Source organism: Micromonospora sp. RTBAU3-60 (genome assembly GCF_054963695.1).
Map to the genome: position 1 here is coordinate 57,755 of NZ_JBUEGB010000009.1, position 17,432 is coordinate 75,186.

The window sequence follows — 17,432 nt, forward strand, 5'->3', positions numbered from 1 at the left end:
TGAACGAGTCAGCGCCAACCCCGTCCACACCGGCCGGCGCGATCCATCCACGTCATCAAGTTCGTAGTCACCCGAGAAACATGGCCGGACGTTGCCCTCGAACAGCGGCCTGCGGCGGCTACCGAGACCGCAGCGGATGGGCCGGACCGGACGCGCCGGACCGCGGACCGAAGGGCAGACCGGAACCCGGGCGCGCCGAACCGCGGACCGAACCCGGGCGGGCCGGACCGCAGACCGAACGGCAGACCGCAACCCAGGCGCGCCGAACCGCGGACCGGACCCGGGCGGGCCGAACCGCGGGCCTGACCCGGCGCGACGGTCAGGCCGAGACCGGCTCCTCGATCCGCAGGCCGCGCGCGCGGACCTCGTCGGCGACCCGGGTGAGCAGCGTGTCGAGCGTGACCAGCGCGGCGGAGAGCTCACTGAGCTGTTCCTTGAGCGTGTCCTCGGGCCACGCGGAGACGTCGACGTCTCCCAGAGCACTCACGGCGGCCTGGAGCCGCGCCATCTCGTCGTTCGTACGCATGTTCGAGAGGCTATAACACCCCCGCGCCCGACACACCCCAAACTCCGACATCGGCTGCGAAGTTACGCTTCCGACACGTGCAGCCCGTCCCGGCCCGGGTGAACCCACCTAGCCCCGGTTCGCGCCCACCTCGGCGACCTTGGCCAGCAGCAGCGCCTCGGCGATGCAGACCCGGGTGAACTCGCCCAGGTGCAGGCTCTCGTTCGGCCCGTGGGCCCGGGCGTGCGGGTCCTCGACGCCGGTCACCAGGATCGCCGCCTCGGGGAACATCTCCTGGAAGGTGGCGATGAACGGGATCGAGCCGCCGACGCCGATGTCGACCGGGTCGGTGCCGTCCCAGGCCCCCCGGAAGGCCGCCCGCGCCGCCTCGAACATCGGCCCGGTGGCGTCGATGACGCAGGGCGCCCCGTCGTGCTCGAAGGTCACCGTCACCTGCGCGCCCCACGGCGCGTGCTTCTCTAGGTGGGCGATCAGCGCCGCGTACGCCTGCTTCGGGTCGTCGCCCGGCGCCAGCCGTACGCTCAGCTTGGCCTTGGCGGACGGGACCAGCGCGTTCGGCGCCTCCCCGGTGGCCGGCGCGTCGACGCCGAGCACCGCGATGGCCGGCTTGGTCCAGAGCCGGTCGGTGATCCGCCCGGTGCCGAAGAGTTGGGCCCCGTAGACCAGCCCGGCCTCGGCGCGGAACCGGTCCTCCGGGTAGTCGACCGTGGCGCCCTCGCGGCCGACCAGGCCCTCGACGGCCACGTTCCCAGCGTCGTCGTGCAGCGTGGCGAGCAGCTTGGCCAGCGTGGTGAGGGCGTCCGGCACGGCGCCGCCGAACATGCCGCTGTGCACGGCGTGGTCGAGGGTGCGCACCTCCACGAAGCAGTTGACGATGCCGCGCAGCGAGGTGGTCAGCGCGGGCACGCCGACGTCCCAGTTGGTGGAGTCGGCGATGACGATGACGTCCGAGGCGAGCTCCTCGCGATGCGCGATGAGCAGCTGCTCCAGGGAGTCCGAGCCGTACTCCTCCTCGCCCTCGATGAAGAGGACCACGCCGACCGGCAGCTGGTCGCCGAAGGCGCGCAGCGCGGCGACGTGCGCCATGATGCCAGCCTTGTCGTCGGCGGCACCCCGACCGTAGAGGCGCCCGTCCCGCTCCACCGGCTCGAACGGGTCGGACTCCCACAGCGACAGGTCGCCGACCGGCTGCACGTCGTGGTGGGCGTACATCAGCACGGTGGGGGCACCGGGCGGGGCGGGCTTCGTCCCGATCACCGCCGGCTGGCCGCCGGAACGCACGATCTTGGTGTCGAGACCGCAGCCACGCAGCAGCTCCGCCACCGCCTCGGCGGAGCGCTCCACGTGCGAGTGGTCGAAGCCGTCGAAGGCGATACCCGGAATGCGGACGAGGCGTTCCAGGTCGGCACGGACTCCGGGCAGTTCACGCTCGACGGCGGCCCGTACCTCGGACTCGGACAGGATCGGTGTGGTCATGACCGGCATCGTATGCCGGCCTTACCGGGGTCATCCGCCGAGCCCGTCCCGCTGGCCTGGCCGGGGGAGGCGGACGTAGTACCGGCCGGCGTCGTGCGGCAGGGTGGGGGCGGCGTCGACCACCACGTCGGCCGCGGCCTCGGTGCCGTCGGTGGCGAAGTGCGCCCGCTCCCCGACGTGCCAGCGGCGCAGCTCGGGCAGGATCTCCGCGCCGTCGCGGGCGACCGCCCGGGACAGCCGCAGCTCCGCGGGCGCGGTGACGAACACGGACAGGGTCAGCTCCCGCCGGATCGCCGCGCGGGCGGCGCTCACCCCCTCGACGATCAGCACCGGCCCGGCCGGCACCGGCACCGCCTCGTCCAGGAAGCACCGCCGCACCCAGCTGTACCGGCGGTAGGCCCCGGGCCGGCCCGCGCGTACCGGCCCTAGCACCCAGCGCTCCAGCCGGGGCCAGAAGGTGATCTGGTCGTCCCAGCCGTTCAGCAGGTCGTCGGTGCGGACCACCGGCGGCCGCTCGCCGCCGGGCAGCGCGCCGAGGGCGTCCGCGAGGCGCGTCGCGAACAGGCTCTTGCCCGCGCCGCTCGGCCCGTCGACCGCCACCAGTCGGGTACGCCCCAGCCGCGCCGGCGCCGCGAGCACCCGACGCGCCAACCCGGCGTACGCCTCGACCACCGTCACCGGCCTCACGCCGGCTCGCCGAGCATCCCCGCCAGCCAGGCCAGCTCGGCCCGAGTGGTCGCCCGGGCGATGGTGAGCAATCCCCGCCGGTACGGATCGTCCACCTCCTCCGCGCGCACCGGCCGGTCCCCCTCGTAGAAGAAGCTGCTTGGCGTACGCAGGAAGGCCAGCCGGCGGCGGAGCACCGCTTCGCGGGCCGCCGGGTCGTCGAGGTGGCGCAGGAACGCGAGCAGGGTGAACCAGCGGTTCTCGTCGCTGATCTCCACCTCCTCGGGCTCGGCCAGTCGGCGCCGGAGTTCGGCGCGGCCCCCCTCGGTCAGGACCAGCATCTGACGGGGTGCGGCCCGGGAGCCCGGCTCAGCTCGCCGGGTCAACCAGCCCGCCCGCTCCAGCCGCTTGATCGCCGGGTAGAGCGTGCCGTCGGCGATCGGGCGCACGTGTCCGGTCAGCTGAGCCACCCGCCGCTTGAGGTCGTAGCCGTGCAGGGGTTGCTCGGCGAGGAAACCGAGGATGGCGAGTTCGAGCACCCATTCATAATACCCCGCTTCCGTTATACCTCGGCACGGATGTACTGTGCCGAGCATGCGTGCTGCGACTGTGGGCCCGGACGGGGCCCGGATGCGATGGGTGGAGATCGCCGGCGAGGAGCCGGCGCGGGTGTACGTGCACGGGTTGGGGGCGATGTCGACGGCGTACTTCGTCCCGGTGGCCACCCGCCCCGGACTGGCCGGTCACCGGTCGCTCTTCGTCGACCTGTTCGGCTTCGGGTTGAGCGACCGACCGGCCACCTTCGGCTACACCCTCGAGGACCACGCGACCGCCCTCGCCGCCACCCTCGATCGGGCGGGGGTACGCGAGGCCGACGTGGTGGCGCACAGCATGGGCGGCGCCGTCGCGATCGTGCTCGCCCACCGGCGGCCGGATCTCGTCGGCCGGCTCGTCCTCGTCGAGGCGAACCTCGACCCGTACCCCCGCCGGACGGTCGGCAGCAGCGGCGTAGCCGGGTACGCCGAGGCGGACTTCCTGGCCGGCGGCTACGCCGAGACGCTGGACCGGGTCGGTCCGTTGTGGGCCAGCACCATGCGGCTCGCCGATCCGGTCGGCCTGCACCGCACCGCGACGGGACTCGCCGCCGGCACCCGACCGACGATGCGCCGCCTGCTGGAGCGCCTGCCGATGCCGAGGACGTTCGTGCAGGGTGGGCTCAGCGACCCGGTGACCGACGCCGCAGGGCTCTCCGCCGCGGGCGTGACCGTGGTGACCGTGCCCGGCGCCGGCCACAACGTCATGCTCGACGCGCCCGACGAGTTCACCCGGGTGGCGGCCGCCGCGCTCGCCGTGGCCTGATCTGCACCGACCGGCTACCGCCTCCGGGGGATTTCCCTCGGCGGCCCGGTGAGCGCCGGTCGTTCCCCGGGCACGGCCGCCGGACGGCCGGCATCATCGGGTGGTGCTCCATGACGTGATGTGTCCGGGCGTCGACGCCCTGTTGGAACAGGCCCGGGCCGGACTCCGCCGACTCACCCCGCACGAGACCGTCGATGCGGTCCGCAAGGGCGCGCTGCTCGTCGACACACGTAGCGAGGCGCAGCGTCGTGAGCAGGGCGAGCTGCCCGGGGCGATCGTGATCGAACGGACCGTGCTGGAGTGGCGCCTGGACCCCGCCAGCGCCTGGCACATCCCCGAGGCGACCGGCTACGACCGGATGATCGTGGTGGTGTGCCGGCAGGGCTACAGCTCCAGTCTGGCCGCCGCGAGTCTCCAGACGCTCGGACTGCGGCGGGCGACCGACATGATCGGCGGGGTGCAGGCGTGGCAGCAGGACGGACTGCCCATGTCCGACCGCCCCGCCGACGTCCGCTACTGACTGGTCAGACCGGTGTGCCGGCGGGCGCGACCGAGCCAGCCAGGCCGCCGCGTCGGACGGGTCGAGCGGCGCGTCCACCTTCAGCGAGCCGGGCAGCACGGTCAGACCCTCGCCGTCCGCTATGGCCGGGTGCCCGGGCGGGGTCAGGCGGGCGGGGCGCCGGGGGGAATGAACGGCAGGCCCGGCGGTGGGCCGGACTCGATCAGCCGCCAGAGGGCATCGGTGTCGAGGTGCTCCTCGACCAGGTCACCGAGGAGATCCAGGGTCCGTTCGCGGGCGGCGGCGAACGCGGTGTCCGGGGCGACCTTGAAGCCGGTCCGCCCGGCCACCTCGGCGACCTCGGTGAGGAACCGGCGGCGGAAGGCGTCGGACTCGAAGGCGCCGTGCCAGTGGGTGCCGTGCACCGCGCCGAACCGGGCGCCCTCGCCGGTGCCGTCGGCATACCACAGCAGCGGCGGCAGCCCCGGGTCGGCGGCGGAGACCTGCCCGTGGTGGATCTCGTAACCGTGCACCGGAACGTCCCCGGCGGCTGTGCCGGCGGCGCGGCGCACCGTCTTGCGCGGGTCGAAGGTGATCTCGATGGGCAGCAGCCCGAGCCCGGGGACACTGCCCTGGCGGCTCTCCACCGGGTCGTGGATCACCCGGGCGAGCATCTGGAACCCACCGCAGATGCCGAGCAGCGGCCGGCCGGCGGCGGCGTGCGCGCGGACGGCGTCGGCCAGGCCGGTCTCCCGCAGCCAGGCCAGGTCGGCGACGGTCGACTTGGAGCCGGGGAGCACCACCAGGTCGGCGGCGGCCAGCTCGGCCGGCTCGATCGTCAGCCGCACCCGGACGCCCGGCTCGGTGGCGAGCGCCTCGACGTCGGTGGCGTTGCTGATCCGGGGTAGCCGGACCACGGCGACGTCGAGCCAGTCGCTGCCCCGGGGCGCCGCCGGCCGGCCGAGCACCCGGCCGTACGCGAGCGAGTCCTCGGCGTCCAGCCAGAGGTCCAGCTCCCAGGGCAGCACCCCGTACGTGGGGCGGCCGGTCACCCGGCGCAGCATGTCCAGCCCCGGCTGGAGCAGCCCCAGGTCGCCCCGGAACTTGTTGATCACGAATCCGGCGACGAGCGCCTGGTCGGCCGGATCGAGCAGGGCGACCGTGCCGAACATCGAGGCGAATACGCCGCCCCGGTCGATGTCACCGACCACGATGGTGGGCAGCCCGGCCGCCCGGGCGAGCCCCATGTTCACGTAGTCGCCGGCCCGCAGGTTGATCTCGGCGGGACTGCCGGCGCCCTCGCAGATCACCACGTCGTACGCAGCCCGCAGCTCGGCCAGCGCCCGGTAGGCGGTCTCGGCGAGCCGGGGACGCAACTGCCGGTAGTTGCCGGCGGTGACGGTATCGACGGCCTCGCCGAGCAGCACCACCTGGCTGGCGTGGTCGCTGCCCGGCTTGAGCAGCACCGGGTTGAAGCGCAGGTCCGGCGCGAGCCCGCAGGCGGCCGCCTGCATCGCCTGGGCCCGGCCGATCTCGCCGCCCCGCCCGTCCGGGCCGACCACCACGGCCGAGTTGTTGGACATGTTCTGCGCCTTGAACGGCGCCACCCGGACGCCCTGGCGGCGCAGCCAGCGGCAGATGCCGGCGGTGAGCACGCTCTTGCCGGCATCGGACGTGGTGCCGGCGACCAGCAGCCCGCCGCTCACCGTCCACTCCCCCGGCGCACCGGACCGCCGCCCGCGGCCCGACCCGCCCGGTCGGCCGCCCTGGTCCCGCCGAACGCGACCCGACCCGGCCCGTCGGCCGCACCGGTCCCGCCGCCCGCGACCCGACCCGGCCCATCGGCCGCCCCGGTGCCGCCGAACGCGGCCTGGCCCCGGCCACCGGCCGTCGCGCCCAGCCCGCGCAGGGCGGACCGGGCGGTTGCGCCGACGAGCCGGCCCACGGTCAGCCGGTAACCGGCGGCGAGGCCCAGCGCGGCCAGGCCGACCGCCCCGGAGATCCGGGCGGCCCGCCTCAGGTGCCGCGCCTCGGGACGGGGCCCGTCACCGAGGAACGGGCGGGTCTCCGATCGTCCGAAGTAGACGTTTTGGCCGCCCAGCCGGACGCCGAGCGCTCCGGCCATGGCCGCCTCGCACTGCCCGGCGTTCGGGCTCGGGTGGTCGTTGCGGTCGCGTCGCCACACCCGCCACGCGGCCCCGCGGTCCCCGTGCGCGGCCGGCGCGACCGCGATGGTGAGCAGCCCGGTCAGCCGGGCCGGGACCAGGTTGAGCAGGTCGTCCAGTCGGGCGGCCGGGGTGCCGAAGCGGGCGTACCGGGGAGAGCGGTGGCCGACCATCGCGTCGAGCGTGTTCGCCGCGCGGTAGCCGAGCAGGCCGGGCAGCCCGGCGACCGCACCCCAGACCAGCGGCGCGACGACCGCGTCGGAGGTGTTCTCGGCGACCGACTCGACGGTGGCCCGGGCCAGCTCCGGCTCGTCCAGCGTCGACGGGTCCCGGCCGCAGAGGTGGTTGAGCCGGCCACGGGCGGCGGGCAGGTCGCCGTCGCGCAGCGCCCGCGACATCAGCGTCGACTCGTGCCGCAGGGTGCGACCGCCCAGGACCGTCCAGGTGCCGGCGGCCACCAGCACCGCGCGGGCCACCGGCCGGCGCCGGGTGGCGAGGGTGGCGGCGACGCCGAGCAGCACCGGCCCACCGACGGCGAGCGCGGTGAACGCCGCGCCGGCGGACCGGTCCGGCCGGTAGATCCGCTGCTCCAGCGCGCCGGCAGCCCGGCCGAAGCCGGCCACCGGATGCCATCGGCGGGGATCGCCGAGCAGCGAGTCCAGGGCATAGCCCGCCACCAGTCCCGCCGCGTTCGCCATGGCGGTCGCCTGCCGCACCCGCACCACCTCCGGCCGGCCAGCCTAGTCGTACGGCGGGGTGGCCACGCCGGCGTCACCACCCCGCTCCCCCGTGCACGACCCGACAGCTCAGGCGGGCACCGGCGTCCGCCGGCCGCGCCGGCCCCGGCCGGTCGGGGTGACCCCCTGGACGTCGCCCTCCGGGGCGGGCTCGCCCGGGCCGTCACCGGGTTCGGGGGCCCGTTCGTCGTCCGCCGCGTCGTCGTCGGCCCCGGCGTCGAACGGGTCGGCCAACTCGTCGAGGTCACCCGCCGGCCCGTCCTGGTCGGCGGGCAGGCCGTGCCCGGCGCGCGGGGCATCGAACTCCGGCAGCTCGAAATCGTCGTCGAACGGCCGGTCGTCCAGCGAGGTCGGCGCCTGCGCCACCGGCACCGGCTCGGTCGCCTCGCCGTGCACCCGGCGCTCCGCCTCGGCGTCCTCGACGGTGCTGGTCGTCATGCTGGGGCGGTTGCGCAGGAACCGGGCCCGCCCCCGGGACAGGTCGTGCCCGACCGCGACCGCCTCCAGCTCGTAGACGGTGCGGTGGTTGCCCGCGTCGTCGGTCCAGTCACGGGTGTAGAGGCGGCCGGCGACGACCACCGGATCGCCGACCGCCACCGAGGCGGCCACTCCCTCGGCCAGCTTCCGCCAGCAGTTCACCCGCACCCGCAGGCTGTTCCCGTCGACCCAACGGCCGGAGTCCCGGTCGAGGCGGCGGGCGGTGGAGGCGACCTTGAAGTTGGCCACCAGGGTGTTGCTCTGGGTGGTACGGCGCCACTCGGGCGCGGTCAGCACGTAGCCGACAACCGTTACATAAGTGTCGAACATCGCCCCTCCACGGAGACTCGGTTTGTCGGGCCGAGCCTCGACCGGCGGCGGCGCGGCCACCAGCCCGCGCCGCCCCGGCTGTGGACGACGGACCGGCCTGTGGACAACAACCTGATCAAGGCCCCGCCTGCTAGGGACCCCGGCGCGCGTGCCGGTCAGCGACCGGGGCTACCGCCGGGTAGCTTGGCGGCGTACCGTCGCGGTCGTGGAACCCGACGTGCTGGGACCGCCGTACGAGCGGCGGACGATCGACCTGGGCGCCGACGACGAGGGACCGGTCGTCGCGACGCTGGTCCGTCGACGGGCCGCGCGCCCCGCAGGCCGGGCCGTGCTCTACGTCCACGGCTTCGTCGACTACTTCTTCCAGACCCACGTGGCCGACCACTTCGCCGAGCGGGGCTGGGACTTCTACGCGCTCGACCTGCGCAAGTACGGCCGCAGCCTGCTGCCGCACCAGACCCCGAACTTCTGCCACGACCTGAGCGACTACTTCCCGGAGCTGGACGCCGCCGCCGAGATCATCCGCACCGACGAGGGGCACGACACCCTGCTCGCCATGGGCCACTCCACCGGCGGCCTGATCATCTCGCTCTGGGCGCACGCCCGCCGGGCGGCCGGCCTGGTCGACGGGCTCTTCCTCAACAGCCCGTTCTTCGACATCAACGCACCCTGGCTGGTCCGTCGCCCCCTCGCGGCCGCCGTGTCCCGGCTGGGCCGCCGGGCGCCGCACCGCATCCTCCCGTTCGGGCTCGGCACCGTGTACGGCGAGAGCCTGCACGCCGACCACCGCGGCGAGTGGCGGTACGACCTGGCCTGGAAGCCGCTCGCCGGGTTCCCGGTGCGGGCCGGCTGGATCAACGCCATCCGCGCCGGCCAACGGCAGCTCCGGGCCGGCCTGGACATCTCCGTGCCCGTGCTGCTGGCCTGTTCGACGCGCAGCTACCGGGGCATGAAGTGGCACGAGTCGGCGACCCTCGCCGACGCGGTGCTCGACGTGGAGCACATGGTCCGCTGGGCGCCCCGGCTCGGTCGGCACGTCACCCTGGCCCGCTTCGACGGCGGGCTGCACGACCTGACCCTGTCCGGCCCCGCCGTACGCGAGAAGGTCCTCGCCGAAGCCGGGCGGTGGGCGGAGGCGTTCCTCGACGCCGGGCCGACCGAGCCGGCGCCGGACGGCCCGCCGGCGGCGCGGCGGCCGGTCGAGGACCGGGCCGGCGCGGCCGCCGACGGCTGAGCCGACGGTCAGCGGTAGCCGGCGGTGGCCGCGGCGAGCGCCGACCGGATGCGGTCGAACGTCGCGACCGGGTGGCCACCGTCGACGGAGGGCAGCACCAGGCCGAGGCAGTGCAGTGCCAGCTCCCCGCCCGGGTCCGCCGCGACGCCGAACACCGGCGCGCCGACGTACCCCGTCGGCAGCTCGGTGATGACGCGCAGCTCGTCACCGACCCGGGCGACCCGCTCGACCACCGCCTCCAGCGGCCGCGACCCGTCCTCGGCCACGCCGAGCGCCAGTACGAACGCCGAGCCGGGCTCCGCGCCCACCCGGGCCACCGCGTCGGCCCCCGCGGCCACCGCGTCGCTCACCTGCTGGGTACGCCAGCGCCAGCCCCGGTCCTCGGCGTGCCCGTGCAGCCCGCCCGTGGGCATGGCGGCCAGCCCGACCTCCGGGAGGTGCAGCCACTGACCGGCGAAGTCGGGCAGCAGGATGGCGTCCGACGCCACGCCCGCCGGCTCGGTGACGCTCGGTCGCAGACCGATCTCCCCGTACGGCGCCCGCACGGACGCGTCCGTGGTCAGCAACCACTCGTGCACCACGTCCCCGTCGTCGGTCGAGCCGACCAGCTCGGTGTAGAAGAAGGCGGTGCCGAAGCCGCCGGCGGCCGCGCCCGGCCGGTCGAACTGGCTGACAGGCAGAATGGCGCGGCCGAGGAGCTGGCACAGCTCGGAGACGACCTCGTTCTCGGTTTCCTGATCGAGCAGCACGACGCAGAGGGTACAAACCGGGCCGAACGCTCGACGGGCGGGGCCAAACCCCGGTGCCGGCGTGGGACACCTCGTGCGACCCTGATCATCGACGTGGCCCGCGCCCACCCGTTCCCCCGAGCGACCGGGCAGCGGCGGTACCCTCTTGGCGCGACACGTCGACGCGCGCCCGTAGCTCAGCGGATAGAGCAGGGGACTTCTAATCCCAAGGCCGCAGGTTCGAATCCTGCCGGGCGCACCACCGTCACCCCAGGTCAACGGCTCGTCGCTCCCGGCCCCTCGGCCCCCGTACAGCCATTTGTACAGCCAGGTCAGCCGAAGAGCTGCTTCGCAGCCTCGTCCACGGCGGCCCGCTCGATCTCGGGCAGGACATGGGCGTAGGTGTTCACGGGCAAGCGGTGGTTGACCGGACGTCTCACAAGCTGTGACGTCCGGGTCGTCAACGATGGGGACGGCGCGGAACGCGCGTGAGGCAGGATGTGCGTCAACTCCCGGCCGCCGGATCAACGATCGCGGGAGGAGCCTGGCTGGGTAGCCTGGCAGATCATGGCGGACTGGGAGATTCGACCGGCGTCGGCAGCGGACGTCGAGGCGGTGGCCGAGTTGCGGGCCGTGGTGCTGCGGGCGGATCTGGAGCGGCTCGGGCGATATGACGAGCAGCGGGTCCGGCAGCGGCTGCGGGACGGGTTCCGGCCGGCACACACGTGGGTGATCGAGGTCGGCGGCGCGTTCGCCGGCTGCGTGTCGCTGCGGCCGGCCGAGGACGCCCACTGGCTGGAGCACTTCTACCTGGCCCCGCACCTGCAGGGCAGCGGCATCGGTACGGCCGTACTGCGCGGACTGCTGGAGCAGTGCGACCGCGACGGCATGCTGGTCCGGCTGAACGTGCTGCAGGGCAGCCCGGCCCGGCGGCTGTACGAGCGGCACGGATTCACCGTCGAGACCGAGGATCCGGTGGACGTGTTCATGGTTCGCGAGCCGGCCCTGGCCGTGTGACAAACGATCATTAGGCGGGGCTCCGCTTCCAGGCGCGAGCCCGGCGAGGCCAGGTGCCTAGCTCGGCCAGCCGATCGCGTCGAGGAAGTCTTCCACGGCGACCACGACTCGGCTGAGTACCGCGATCGACTCGGTGAGCGGGCCGGGTACGTACATACCGTGATCCGCGCCGTCCACCTCCAGCACATGGGGTGAGAGTCGGCGGGCGAGGTCGCCGTCCCATACCGTGTCGGCCGTGCCCCCGACGAGGAGGAACGGCGCGGTCGCACGGCCCAACGCGTCAGCCACCCACGGCAGGGTGAGCAGGGGCGTGAGCCACACGGCGGGCAGGGCTCTTTCGGCGGCGATCGCTGCCGCGTTCGTGCCGAGGGACTTGCCGATCAGCAGTGGGCGACCGCCAGCAGCGTCGATCAGCGGAGCGATCTCGCCGCTGACCCAGCCCTCGATTTCTGGCTGATCAAGCTTCGGAAACTCCTGCAACCATGAGTGTCGGTGCACGGTTGCGCCCCGCTGCTCCGCCACATCGCCGGCATACATGAGCAGGGGCGCTCCGGGCCCGAACCTGGCGCCGGGAATCACCGCAGCATCAGCCATGCGGACGACCCTACCTAGACCACCCTCGGTCTCCGAGATCGGCGAGATCTACAACATCGCTCGGTCAACCGCGTACCGCGCCGTCAAGGAGCTACACGAGCGAAACCTCGTGTACGGACAGCAGGGGCAAGGCGTCTTTGTCGCGGAGTCGGAGCCCCGCCGGTCCAGATGTTCCCGTTACAGTCACCCGTCATGGTCGACACCGACGATGCCACGCCCGGCTGGGACGCGATCGACGCCGCCTTCGCCCCGCTCTACCCCGGGATCGAGCCGAAGCACTACGGCACGCTGCTGAAGTGGCGCCTGGGCGGGCCCGATCCGCTGGACGGAATCAGCGCGTACCCGCGCGCGGACCACTGGCACCTGGTCAGCTACGGCATGTCCGAGCTGCACGCGAAGGAGTCCGATGATCCCGACGAGTCGGGCTGGGGCTTCGAGTTCACCTTCCGGGTCGCCCGCGCGGCGGCCGAGAGCGACCCGCCGGTCTGGGCGCTGAACTTCCTCCAGAACCTCGCCCGGTACGTGTTCACCTCCGGCAACCCGTTCGGCCCAGGGCACCACCTCGACCTGAACGGCCCGATCTCCGAGGCGTCGCCGGACACCCGGATCCGGGCGGCGGTGTTCGCCGAGGACCCGGAGCTCGGTGCCATCGACACCCCGCACGGGCGCCTGCGGTTCCTCCAGGTGGTCGGGCTGACCCTCGACGAGTACGCGGCAATTGAGCGCTGGAACGCCGAGGGACTGCTGGCGGCGCTGGCGCCGAGGCTGCCGCTGCTGGTCACCGACCTGGACCGCGGCAGCCTGACCGACGACCCCGGCGTCGCCGCCATGGTCGAGGAGGGCGCTCGCCGGGACGGCTCCGCCACCGGCTCCCTGTTCGTGCAGGAGGCCGGCTGGCGTACGGAGCGGAGTGGCTGGGCACGGACGAAGCGGACCACCACGCTGACGTTCGGAGCCAGCGCGGCGGCCCGGATCGGCCGGATCCTGCGGGCGCGGCTGCCGTTCGGCCGTGGCCTGCTGGTCGAGGCGCGCGACGGTGGCATCGGGTTCCGCCCCGGCGCCCAGGTCGCCGTCCGCGAGGTGGGCGGCGGCATGCTGGAGATCCAGGTCCCAGCGGCCGTGCTCGACGAGTTGACCGAGGTGCTGCGCCCGGTGGCGGGGAGCCACCAGCTGGCGAGCGCGCCAGAGTTGGCCGTCGAGGTGGTCCGGTCCCAGATCCGCGACCAGGAGGGCACCGTCGTCGCCGAGATCGGCTGAGCCAGGCACCGGGCCGGCCGATCTCAAGACTTCCCGGGCGGAGAGGTACCGACGTCGGAGGGGGCTGGGTTGTCGCCCCCGGCCACTAGTCTCCGGCCATGGTGACCGAGACCGATCTCCGGCTGGGCGACGGCCGCACGTTGCACGTCTACGACACCGGCGGGGCGGACCGGCTCGCCGTCTTCTGGCACCACGGCACGCCGAACATCGGTGCTCCGCCCGCGCCCCTCTTCGCGGCCGCCGACCGGCTCGGTCTCCGCTGGGTCTCCCACGACCGTCCCGGCTACGGCGGCTCGACGCGGGTTCCGGGCCGGGATGTCGCCTCGGCCGCCGCCGACGTCGCCGCGGTGGCCGACGCGCTGGGCATCGCGCGGTTCGCGGTGATGGGCCACTCCGGCGGCGGCCCGCACGCCCTGGCCTGCGGCGCGCTCCTGCCCGACCGGGTGGTCGCGGTGGTGAGCGGCGCCGGCCTGGCACCGTACGGCGCGGCGGGGCTGGACTGGTTCGCCGGCATGGTGCCGTCGGGGGTGGCGTCGCTGCGCTCCGCCGCCGCGGGCCGGGCGGCGAAGGAGGCGTACGAGACCTCGGGCGCCGCGTACGACCCGGAGTTCACCCCGGCGGACCTGGCCGCGCTGCACGGCGTCTGGTCCTGGTTCGGCAGTGTGGTCGGCCCGGCGACACAGGCCGGGCCGGGCGGGCTGATCGACGACGAGCTGGCGTACGTCGCGCCGTGGGGCTTCCGCCCGGGCCAGGTGGCGCCGCCGGTCCTGCTGCTGCACGGTGGCCGGGACGGGATCGTGCCGGCGGCCCACGGCGAGTGGCTGGCGGGGCACTGCCCCCGTGCGGAGTTGCGCCGCTACCCGGAGGACGGCCACATCTCGGTGCTCCGGCACGCCGAGTCGGCCCTGGACTGGCTGCGCGAACGCGCCAACGCCGACCCGGTTGGCGCGTGACGTCGACGCCGGCTTGGTTGGCGCGTGACGTCGACGCCAGTCCGGTTGGCGCGTGACATCGACGCCGGTCCGGAAGGCCGGCGGCGGGAGGGGCCGGGATTGGTTGAGGCGGCGGCCTCGGGACGGGCCGCCGCCTCGCCGCGCCGGCTCCGGCGCGGATCGCGACCGGTAGGCGACCCAGGGGGGACGGGTCGGCCGAGTGGGCCGCGGTGTCGACGCCGGACGAACGGAGGGGGGGTGTGGCCCGCCCGGCGCCGCCGATCAGGTGAGTCTCGTTGCGATCATTCCGTGCCCTCAGCGCCGACTGCCGGCCGGATGTCACATCGTCACCGACGGGCACAAGCATGAAGCGGTCGGTGAAGGCGGCGGCCGAAGGCGCTCCCGGTCAACTGATCGGCGTCGCCGGGGTGACGGCCGGCAGCGGGGTCAGCCCGAACGCGGCGAACACCGCCGGATCCTGGAAGACCACGTTCCGACTGATCCGCCCACCGCTGACGGTGAGCACCTGGACGGTGTGGGGGACGTACGCGTCCCCGTCGCGCACGTACGCGACCAGCGCCGGCTGCCCGTTCGCGGCGGTGGGAAGCATCCGCCAGTCGGTGCCGCGGAGCGCGAGGATCCGAGCGATGAACCGGGCGTAGCGCTCCCGGCCGACGTACCAGTTGAGCACCGGCGGCATCTCCAGCACGGCGTCGTCGGCGAGCAGCCGGGCCAACGCGGCGACGTCGGCCCGCTCGAACGCGGTCACGTACCGGTCGACCAGCGCGCGCTGCTCGGGGTCGGCCGGCTCGACGATCTGCTCCTCGCGTACGGCCACCGCACCGAGCCGGGCGCGGGCCCGTTGCAACCCGCTGTTGACCGCGGCGGGCGTGGTGTCCAACGCCTCGGCGACCTCGGCGGCCGACCAGTCGAGCACCTCGCGCAGGATCAGGATGGCGCGCTGCCGGGGCGGCAGCAGTTGCAGCGCGGCGACCAGCGCGAGCCGCAGGCTGCCCCGGGCGGCGACCACGGTGGCCGGGTCCAGGAGCGCGTCGGGCAGTGGCTGCAACCAGGGCACCTCCCCCACCACCATGGGTGCCTCCGGGTCCGGGTTCGGCGCGACGAAGTCCGACGGCAGCGGCCGGCGGGCCCGGTGCCGGAGCGCGGTCAGGCAGACGTTGGTGGCGATCCGGTGCAGCCAGGTACGCAGCGAGGCGCGCTCCGCGTCGTACCGGTCGAAGGCCCGCCAGGCGCGCAGCAGCGTCTCCTGCACCAGGTCCTCCGCCTCGTGCACCGAGCCGAGCATCCGGTAGCAGTGCGCCAGCAGTTCCTGCCGGTACGGACCGGTTCGCCGGTCGAAGTCCTCGCTGGTCACCGTCATCGCTGCGCCCCTCCCGCCGGCCCTCCCATACCTACCGGCCCGGCGGGCGGAATTCATCCCCGCCGGGCCGATGAATTGCGGCGGGCGACCGAGTAGGTACCGGCCGAGTGACAACCACGAGGAGAGGACGACCATGACCGACACGATCGACACCCGGGCCGAGGCGGTACGCGACGTGCTGCGCGCCCTGGTGGCCGCCTGGGCAGCCAATGACGCCGACGCCTTCGCCGACCGGTACGCGGCGGACGCCACGGTGGTGCTCCCCGGCGGCGTGTTCCACCAGGGCCGGGAGGAGGTACGCCGCTACATGGCGGGGGCGTTCGCCGGCCCGCTGAAGGGCTCGACCTCGGTCGACGAGCCGGAGAGCGTGCGGATCGTCGGCGACGACAGCGCAGTGGTGGTGAGCCGCAGCGGCTTCCTGCTCCCCGGCGAGGAGACGTTGCCGGCGGAGCGGTGCCGCCGGGCCACCTGGGTGCTGTCCAGGGGCGCTGACGGCTGGCGGGTCGAGGCGTACCACAACTGCCCGGCCTGACGACCGGCCCGGCCGACCCGTGCGGGGCGGCCGGGCACCCGTCACTCGCAGACCCGCCAGGCGCCGTCCTCCTTCACCAGGGTGTACGCCTGGGTCACGGTGGTGCCGCTCTGCGGGGTGAAGCGGACGTTCGCCGATGCCCGCACCCGCCCGTTGTTGTTCATGACGTTCAGGCCCACGATCTCGTAGCCGGTCAGCGCGGGTTGGGCGGACTGTTGGCGGACGAAGTCCTCCTGGCTGACCCGGTTGCGCACCGGACCGCAGAGCTGCCCGTAGGCGGTCGGGTAGTCGCGGGCAACCAGCGCGCCGGCGAAGGTGTCCACGGTGCTCCGGGCCGGACCGGTGGCCTCCTGCACCGCGTTGTAGAGGAAGAAGCCGCCGACGACGCCGCCCAGGCAGCAGAGCGCGAGCACCACACCGACGACGATGAGCACGGTACGGGTCGTATTCGGCTTCCGAGGCGGGGGCAGCATGGCTGGCTGGTACGTCATGCCCGGAGGGTAGGAGGCCCGGTCCACCGTCGCGGTCCTGACGGAAAAAGGGGATGATCCGCCCGATGGCTTCGTCCACCATCGACGGATGCCACACCATCGACCGGCCGAACCGGACATCCAGCGCTACTACACCGAGGTCTTCGCCGAGGCGGAGCGGCTGGACCGTACGCCGCAGGGACGCCTGGAGGCGACGCGGACGCGGGACCTACTCACCCGGCTGCTGCCTCCGCCGCCGGCCACCGTGCTCGACGTGGGCGGCGGTCCCGGCGCGTACGCGGGCTGGCTCGCGGCGGCCGGTCACCGGGTGCACCTGGTCGACCTGGTGCCAGCGCACGTGGCCGCCGCGGGCACGGCCTACCCGGAGATCACGGCGAGCGTGGGCGATGCCCGCGACCTGCCGTTGCCCGACGACTCGGTCGACGTGACGCTGCTGCTCGGCCCGCTCTACCACCTGACCGCGCGGGTCGACCGGGTGGCCGCGCTGCGCGAGGCGGCCCGGCTCACCCGGCCCGGCGGGCCGATCGTCGCGGCGGTGATCAGTCGCAACGCGGCCCTGATCGACTTGACCGCGCAGGGACGGGTGGACGAGCGCACCCGCGCGCTCCTGCTCGGCGAGTACGCCACCGGCGTGAACGACCCGGAGACCGGCTTCACCACCGCCTACTTCCACCGCCCCGAACAGGTGGTGGACGAGTTCACCGCGGCCGGGCTGCCGGCGCCCCGGCTCTACGGGGTGGAGGGTCCACTCTGGCCGCTGCTAAACGCCCTGGACACCGGACGGGAGGACCGGCTCTTCCAGGACGCGGTGGCCTGTGCGGAGGCGTTCGAGCAGGATCCGGCGATACTCGGCGCCAGCGCGCACCTGCTGGCGGTCGCGCCCGCCTGACCAGGCGGGCGCGGTTCTCCGGTCGCCAGATCGGCGAGGTGGCGGGGAAATGCCACCCGGCACACCGCCATTTCGCCGATCCGGCGGACGGCACCGCGCCGGGCACGCGCATGGCGGCGCGACCAAGCGACGCGCCGCGTAC

18 protein-coding genes, 1 tRNA gene and 1 pseudogene are annotated in these 17,432 nt (G+C 74.1%); 9 read left to right on the forward strand and 11 right to left on the reverse strand.

Going from position 1 to position 17,432, the window contains the following annotated elements; translation table 11 throughout:
• Positions 1–319: 319 nt before the first annotated feature.
• From ACY34I_RS11520 to ACY34I_RS11535, 4 genes are all read right to left on the reverse strand, one after another.
• Positions 320–526, reverse strand: a complete 207-nt coding sequence (locus tag ACY34I_RS11520) for a hypothetical protein (protein ID WP_462754682.1) — start codon at positions 524–526, stop codon at positions 320–322.
• 108 nt (positions 527–634) lie between these two features.
• Positions 635–2,002, reverse strand: coding sequence for a M20/M25/M40 family metallo-hydrolase (locus ACY34I_RS11525; RefSeq protein WP_462754684.1), 1,368 nt, complete (start codon positions 2,000–2,002; stop codon positions 635–637).
• Positions 2,003–2,032: 30 nt separating this feature from the next.
• Positions 2,033–2,689, reverse strand: coding sequence for a uridine kinase family protein (locus ACY34I_RS11530; protein WP_462754686.1), 657 nt, complete (start codon positions 2,687–2,689; stop codon positions 2,033–2,035).
• Complete coding sequence (locus ACY34I_RS11535; RefSeq protein ID WP_462754687.1) at positions 2,686–3,207, reverse strand: PadR family transcriptional regulator; 522 nt, start codon at positions 3,205–3,207, stop codon at positions 2,686–2,688. The genes ACY34I_RS11530 and ACY34I_RS11535 overlap by 4 nt, the downstream gene beginning before the upstream one ends.
• Before the next feature lie 55 nt (positions 3,208–3,262).
• On the opposite strand from ACY34I_RS11535, the gene ACY34I_RS11540 reads away from it, so the two are divergent.
• Complete coding sequence (locus ACY34I_RS11540; protein WP_462754688.1) at positions 3,263–4,027, forward strand: alpha/beta fold hydrolase; 765 nt, start codon at positions 3,263–3,265, stop codon at positions 4,025–4,027.
• A gap of 118 nt (positions 4,028–4,145) precedes the next feature.
• Complete coding sequence (locus tag ACY34I_RS11545) at positions 4,146–4,547, forward strand: rhodanese-like domain-containing protein (RefSeq protein ID WP_462754862.1); 402 nt, start codon at positions 4,146–4,148, stop codon at positions 4,545–4,547.
• Between the two features lie 143 nt (positions 4,548–4,690).
• Here the strand turns inward: ACY34I_RS11545 and ACY34I_RS11550 are convergent, their stop codons facing one another.
• The 3 genes and pseudogenes from ACY34I_RS11550 to ACY34I_RS11560 form a co-directional block, all read right to left on the reverse strand.
• Positions 4,691–6,232, reverse strand: coding sequence for a cobyric acid synthase (locus tag ACY34I_RS11550; protein WP_462754689.1), 1,542 nt, complete (start codon positions 6,230–6,232; stop codon positions 4,691–4,693).
• Positions 6,233–6,408: 176 nt separating this feature from the next.
• Positions 6,409–7,407 (reverse strand): annotated as a pseudogene (locus ACY34I_RS11555) (cobalamin biosynthesis protein); the annotation flags it as partial.
• Positions 7,408–7,497: 90 nt separating this feature from the next.
• Entirely contained in the window at positions 7,498–8,235 is a 738-nt protein-coding gene (locus ACY34I_RS11560) for a single-stranded DNA-binding protein (protein WP_462754690.1), read from the reverse strand.
• Positions 8,236–8,440: 205 nt separating this feature from the next.
• Between ACY34I_RS11560 and ACY34I_RS11565 the strand changes: the two genes are divergently transcribed.
• Positions 8,441–9,469: an alpha/beta hydrolase gene (locus tag ACY34I_RS11565; protein WP_462754691.1), complete on the forward strand. Its 1,029-nt coding sequence runs from the start codon at positions 8,441–8,443 to the stop codon at positions 9,467–9,469.
• 8 nt (positions 9,470–9,477) lie between these two features.
• Here ACY34I_RS11565 and ACY34I_RS11570 read toward each other — a convergent pair whose 3' ends face one another.
• Positions 9,478–10,218, reverse strand: coding sequence for a hypothetical protein (locus ACY34I_RS11570; RefSeq protein WP_462754693.1), 741 nt, complete (start codon positions 10,216–10,218; stop codon positions 9,478–9,480).
• A gap of 165 nt (positions 10,219–10,383) precedes the next feature.
• On the opposite strand from ACY34I_RS11570, the gene ACY34I_RS11575 reads away from it, so the two are divergent.
• Positions 10,384–10,459 (forward strand) — tRNA-Arg (locus ACY34I_RS11575).
• A 305-nt stretch (positions 10,460–10,764) separates the two neighbouring features.
• Entirely contained in the window at positions 10,765–11,214 is a 450-nt protein-coding gene (locus ACY34I_RS11580) for a GNAT family N-acetyltransferase (RefSeq protein WP_148797022.1), read from the forward strand.
• A gap of 57 nt (positions 11,215–11,271) precedes the next feature.
• Here the strand turns inward: ACY34I_RS11580 and ACY34I_RS11585 are convergent, their stop codons facing one another.
• Entirely contained in the window at positions 11,272–11,808 is a 537-nt protein-coding gene (locus ACY34I_RS11585; protein ID WP_462754695.1) for an alpha/beta hydrolase, read from the reverse strand.
• Between the two features lie 192 nt (positions 11,809–12,000).
• On the opposite strand from ACY34I_RS11585, the gene ACY34I_RS11590 reads away from it, so the two are divergent.
• Positions 12,001–13,065: a suppressor of fused domain protein gene (locus tag ACY34I_RS11590; protein ID WP_462754696.1), complete on the forward strand. Its 1,065-nt coding sequence runs from the start codon at positions 12,001–12,003 to the stop codon at positions 13,063–13,065.
• Positions 13,066–13,163: 98 nt separating this feature from the next.
• Positions 13,164–14,018 carry an alpha/beta fold hydrolase gene (locus ACY34I_RS11595; protein ID WP_462754698.1) on the forward strand — a complete coding sequence of 285 codons (855 nt, stop codon included), beginning with the start codon at positions 13,164–13,166 and terminating at the stop codon, positions 14,016–14,018.
• A gap of 385 nt (positions 14,019–14,403) precedes the next feature.
• On the opposite strand, the gene ACY34I_RS11600 is transcribed toward ACY34I_RS11595, so the two are convergent.
• Positions 14,404–15,378, reverse strand: coding sequence for a sigma-70 family RNA polymerase sigma factor (locus tag ACY34I_RS11600; protein WP_462754700.1), 975 nt, complete (start codon positions 15,376–15,378; stop codon positions 14,404–14,406).
• A 133-nt stretch (positions 15,379–15,511) separates the two neighbouring features.
• Between ACY34I_RS11600 and ACY34I_RS11605 the strand changes: the two genes are divergently transcribed.
• Entirely contained in the window at positions 15,512–15,910 is a 399-nt protein-coding gene (locus ACY34I_RS11605) for an SgcJ/EcaC family oxidoreductase (protein WP_462754701.1), read from the forward strand.
• A gap of 41 nt (positions 15,911–15,951) precedes the next feature.
• On the opposite strand, the gene ACY34I_RS11610 is transcribed toward ACY34I_RS11605, so the two are convergent.
• Entirely contained in the window at positions 15,952–16,401 is a 450-nt protein-coding gene (locus ACY34I_RS11610; RefSeq protein WP_462754703.1) for an Rv0361 family membrane protein, read from the reverse strand.
• Positions 16,402–16,489: 88 nt separating this feature from the next.
• Between ACY34I_RS11610 and ACY34I_RS11615 the strand changes: the two genes are divergently transcribed.
• The gene (locus ACY34I_RS11615; RefSeq protein WP_462754704.1) at positions 16,490–17,290 is read left to right on the forward strand and encodes a class I SAM-dependent methyltransferase; all 801 of its coding nucleotides are present in this window, start codon (positions 16,490–16,492) and stop codon (positions 17,288–17,290) included.
• Positions 17,291–17,432 lie beyond the last annotated feature (142 nt).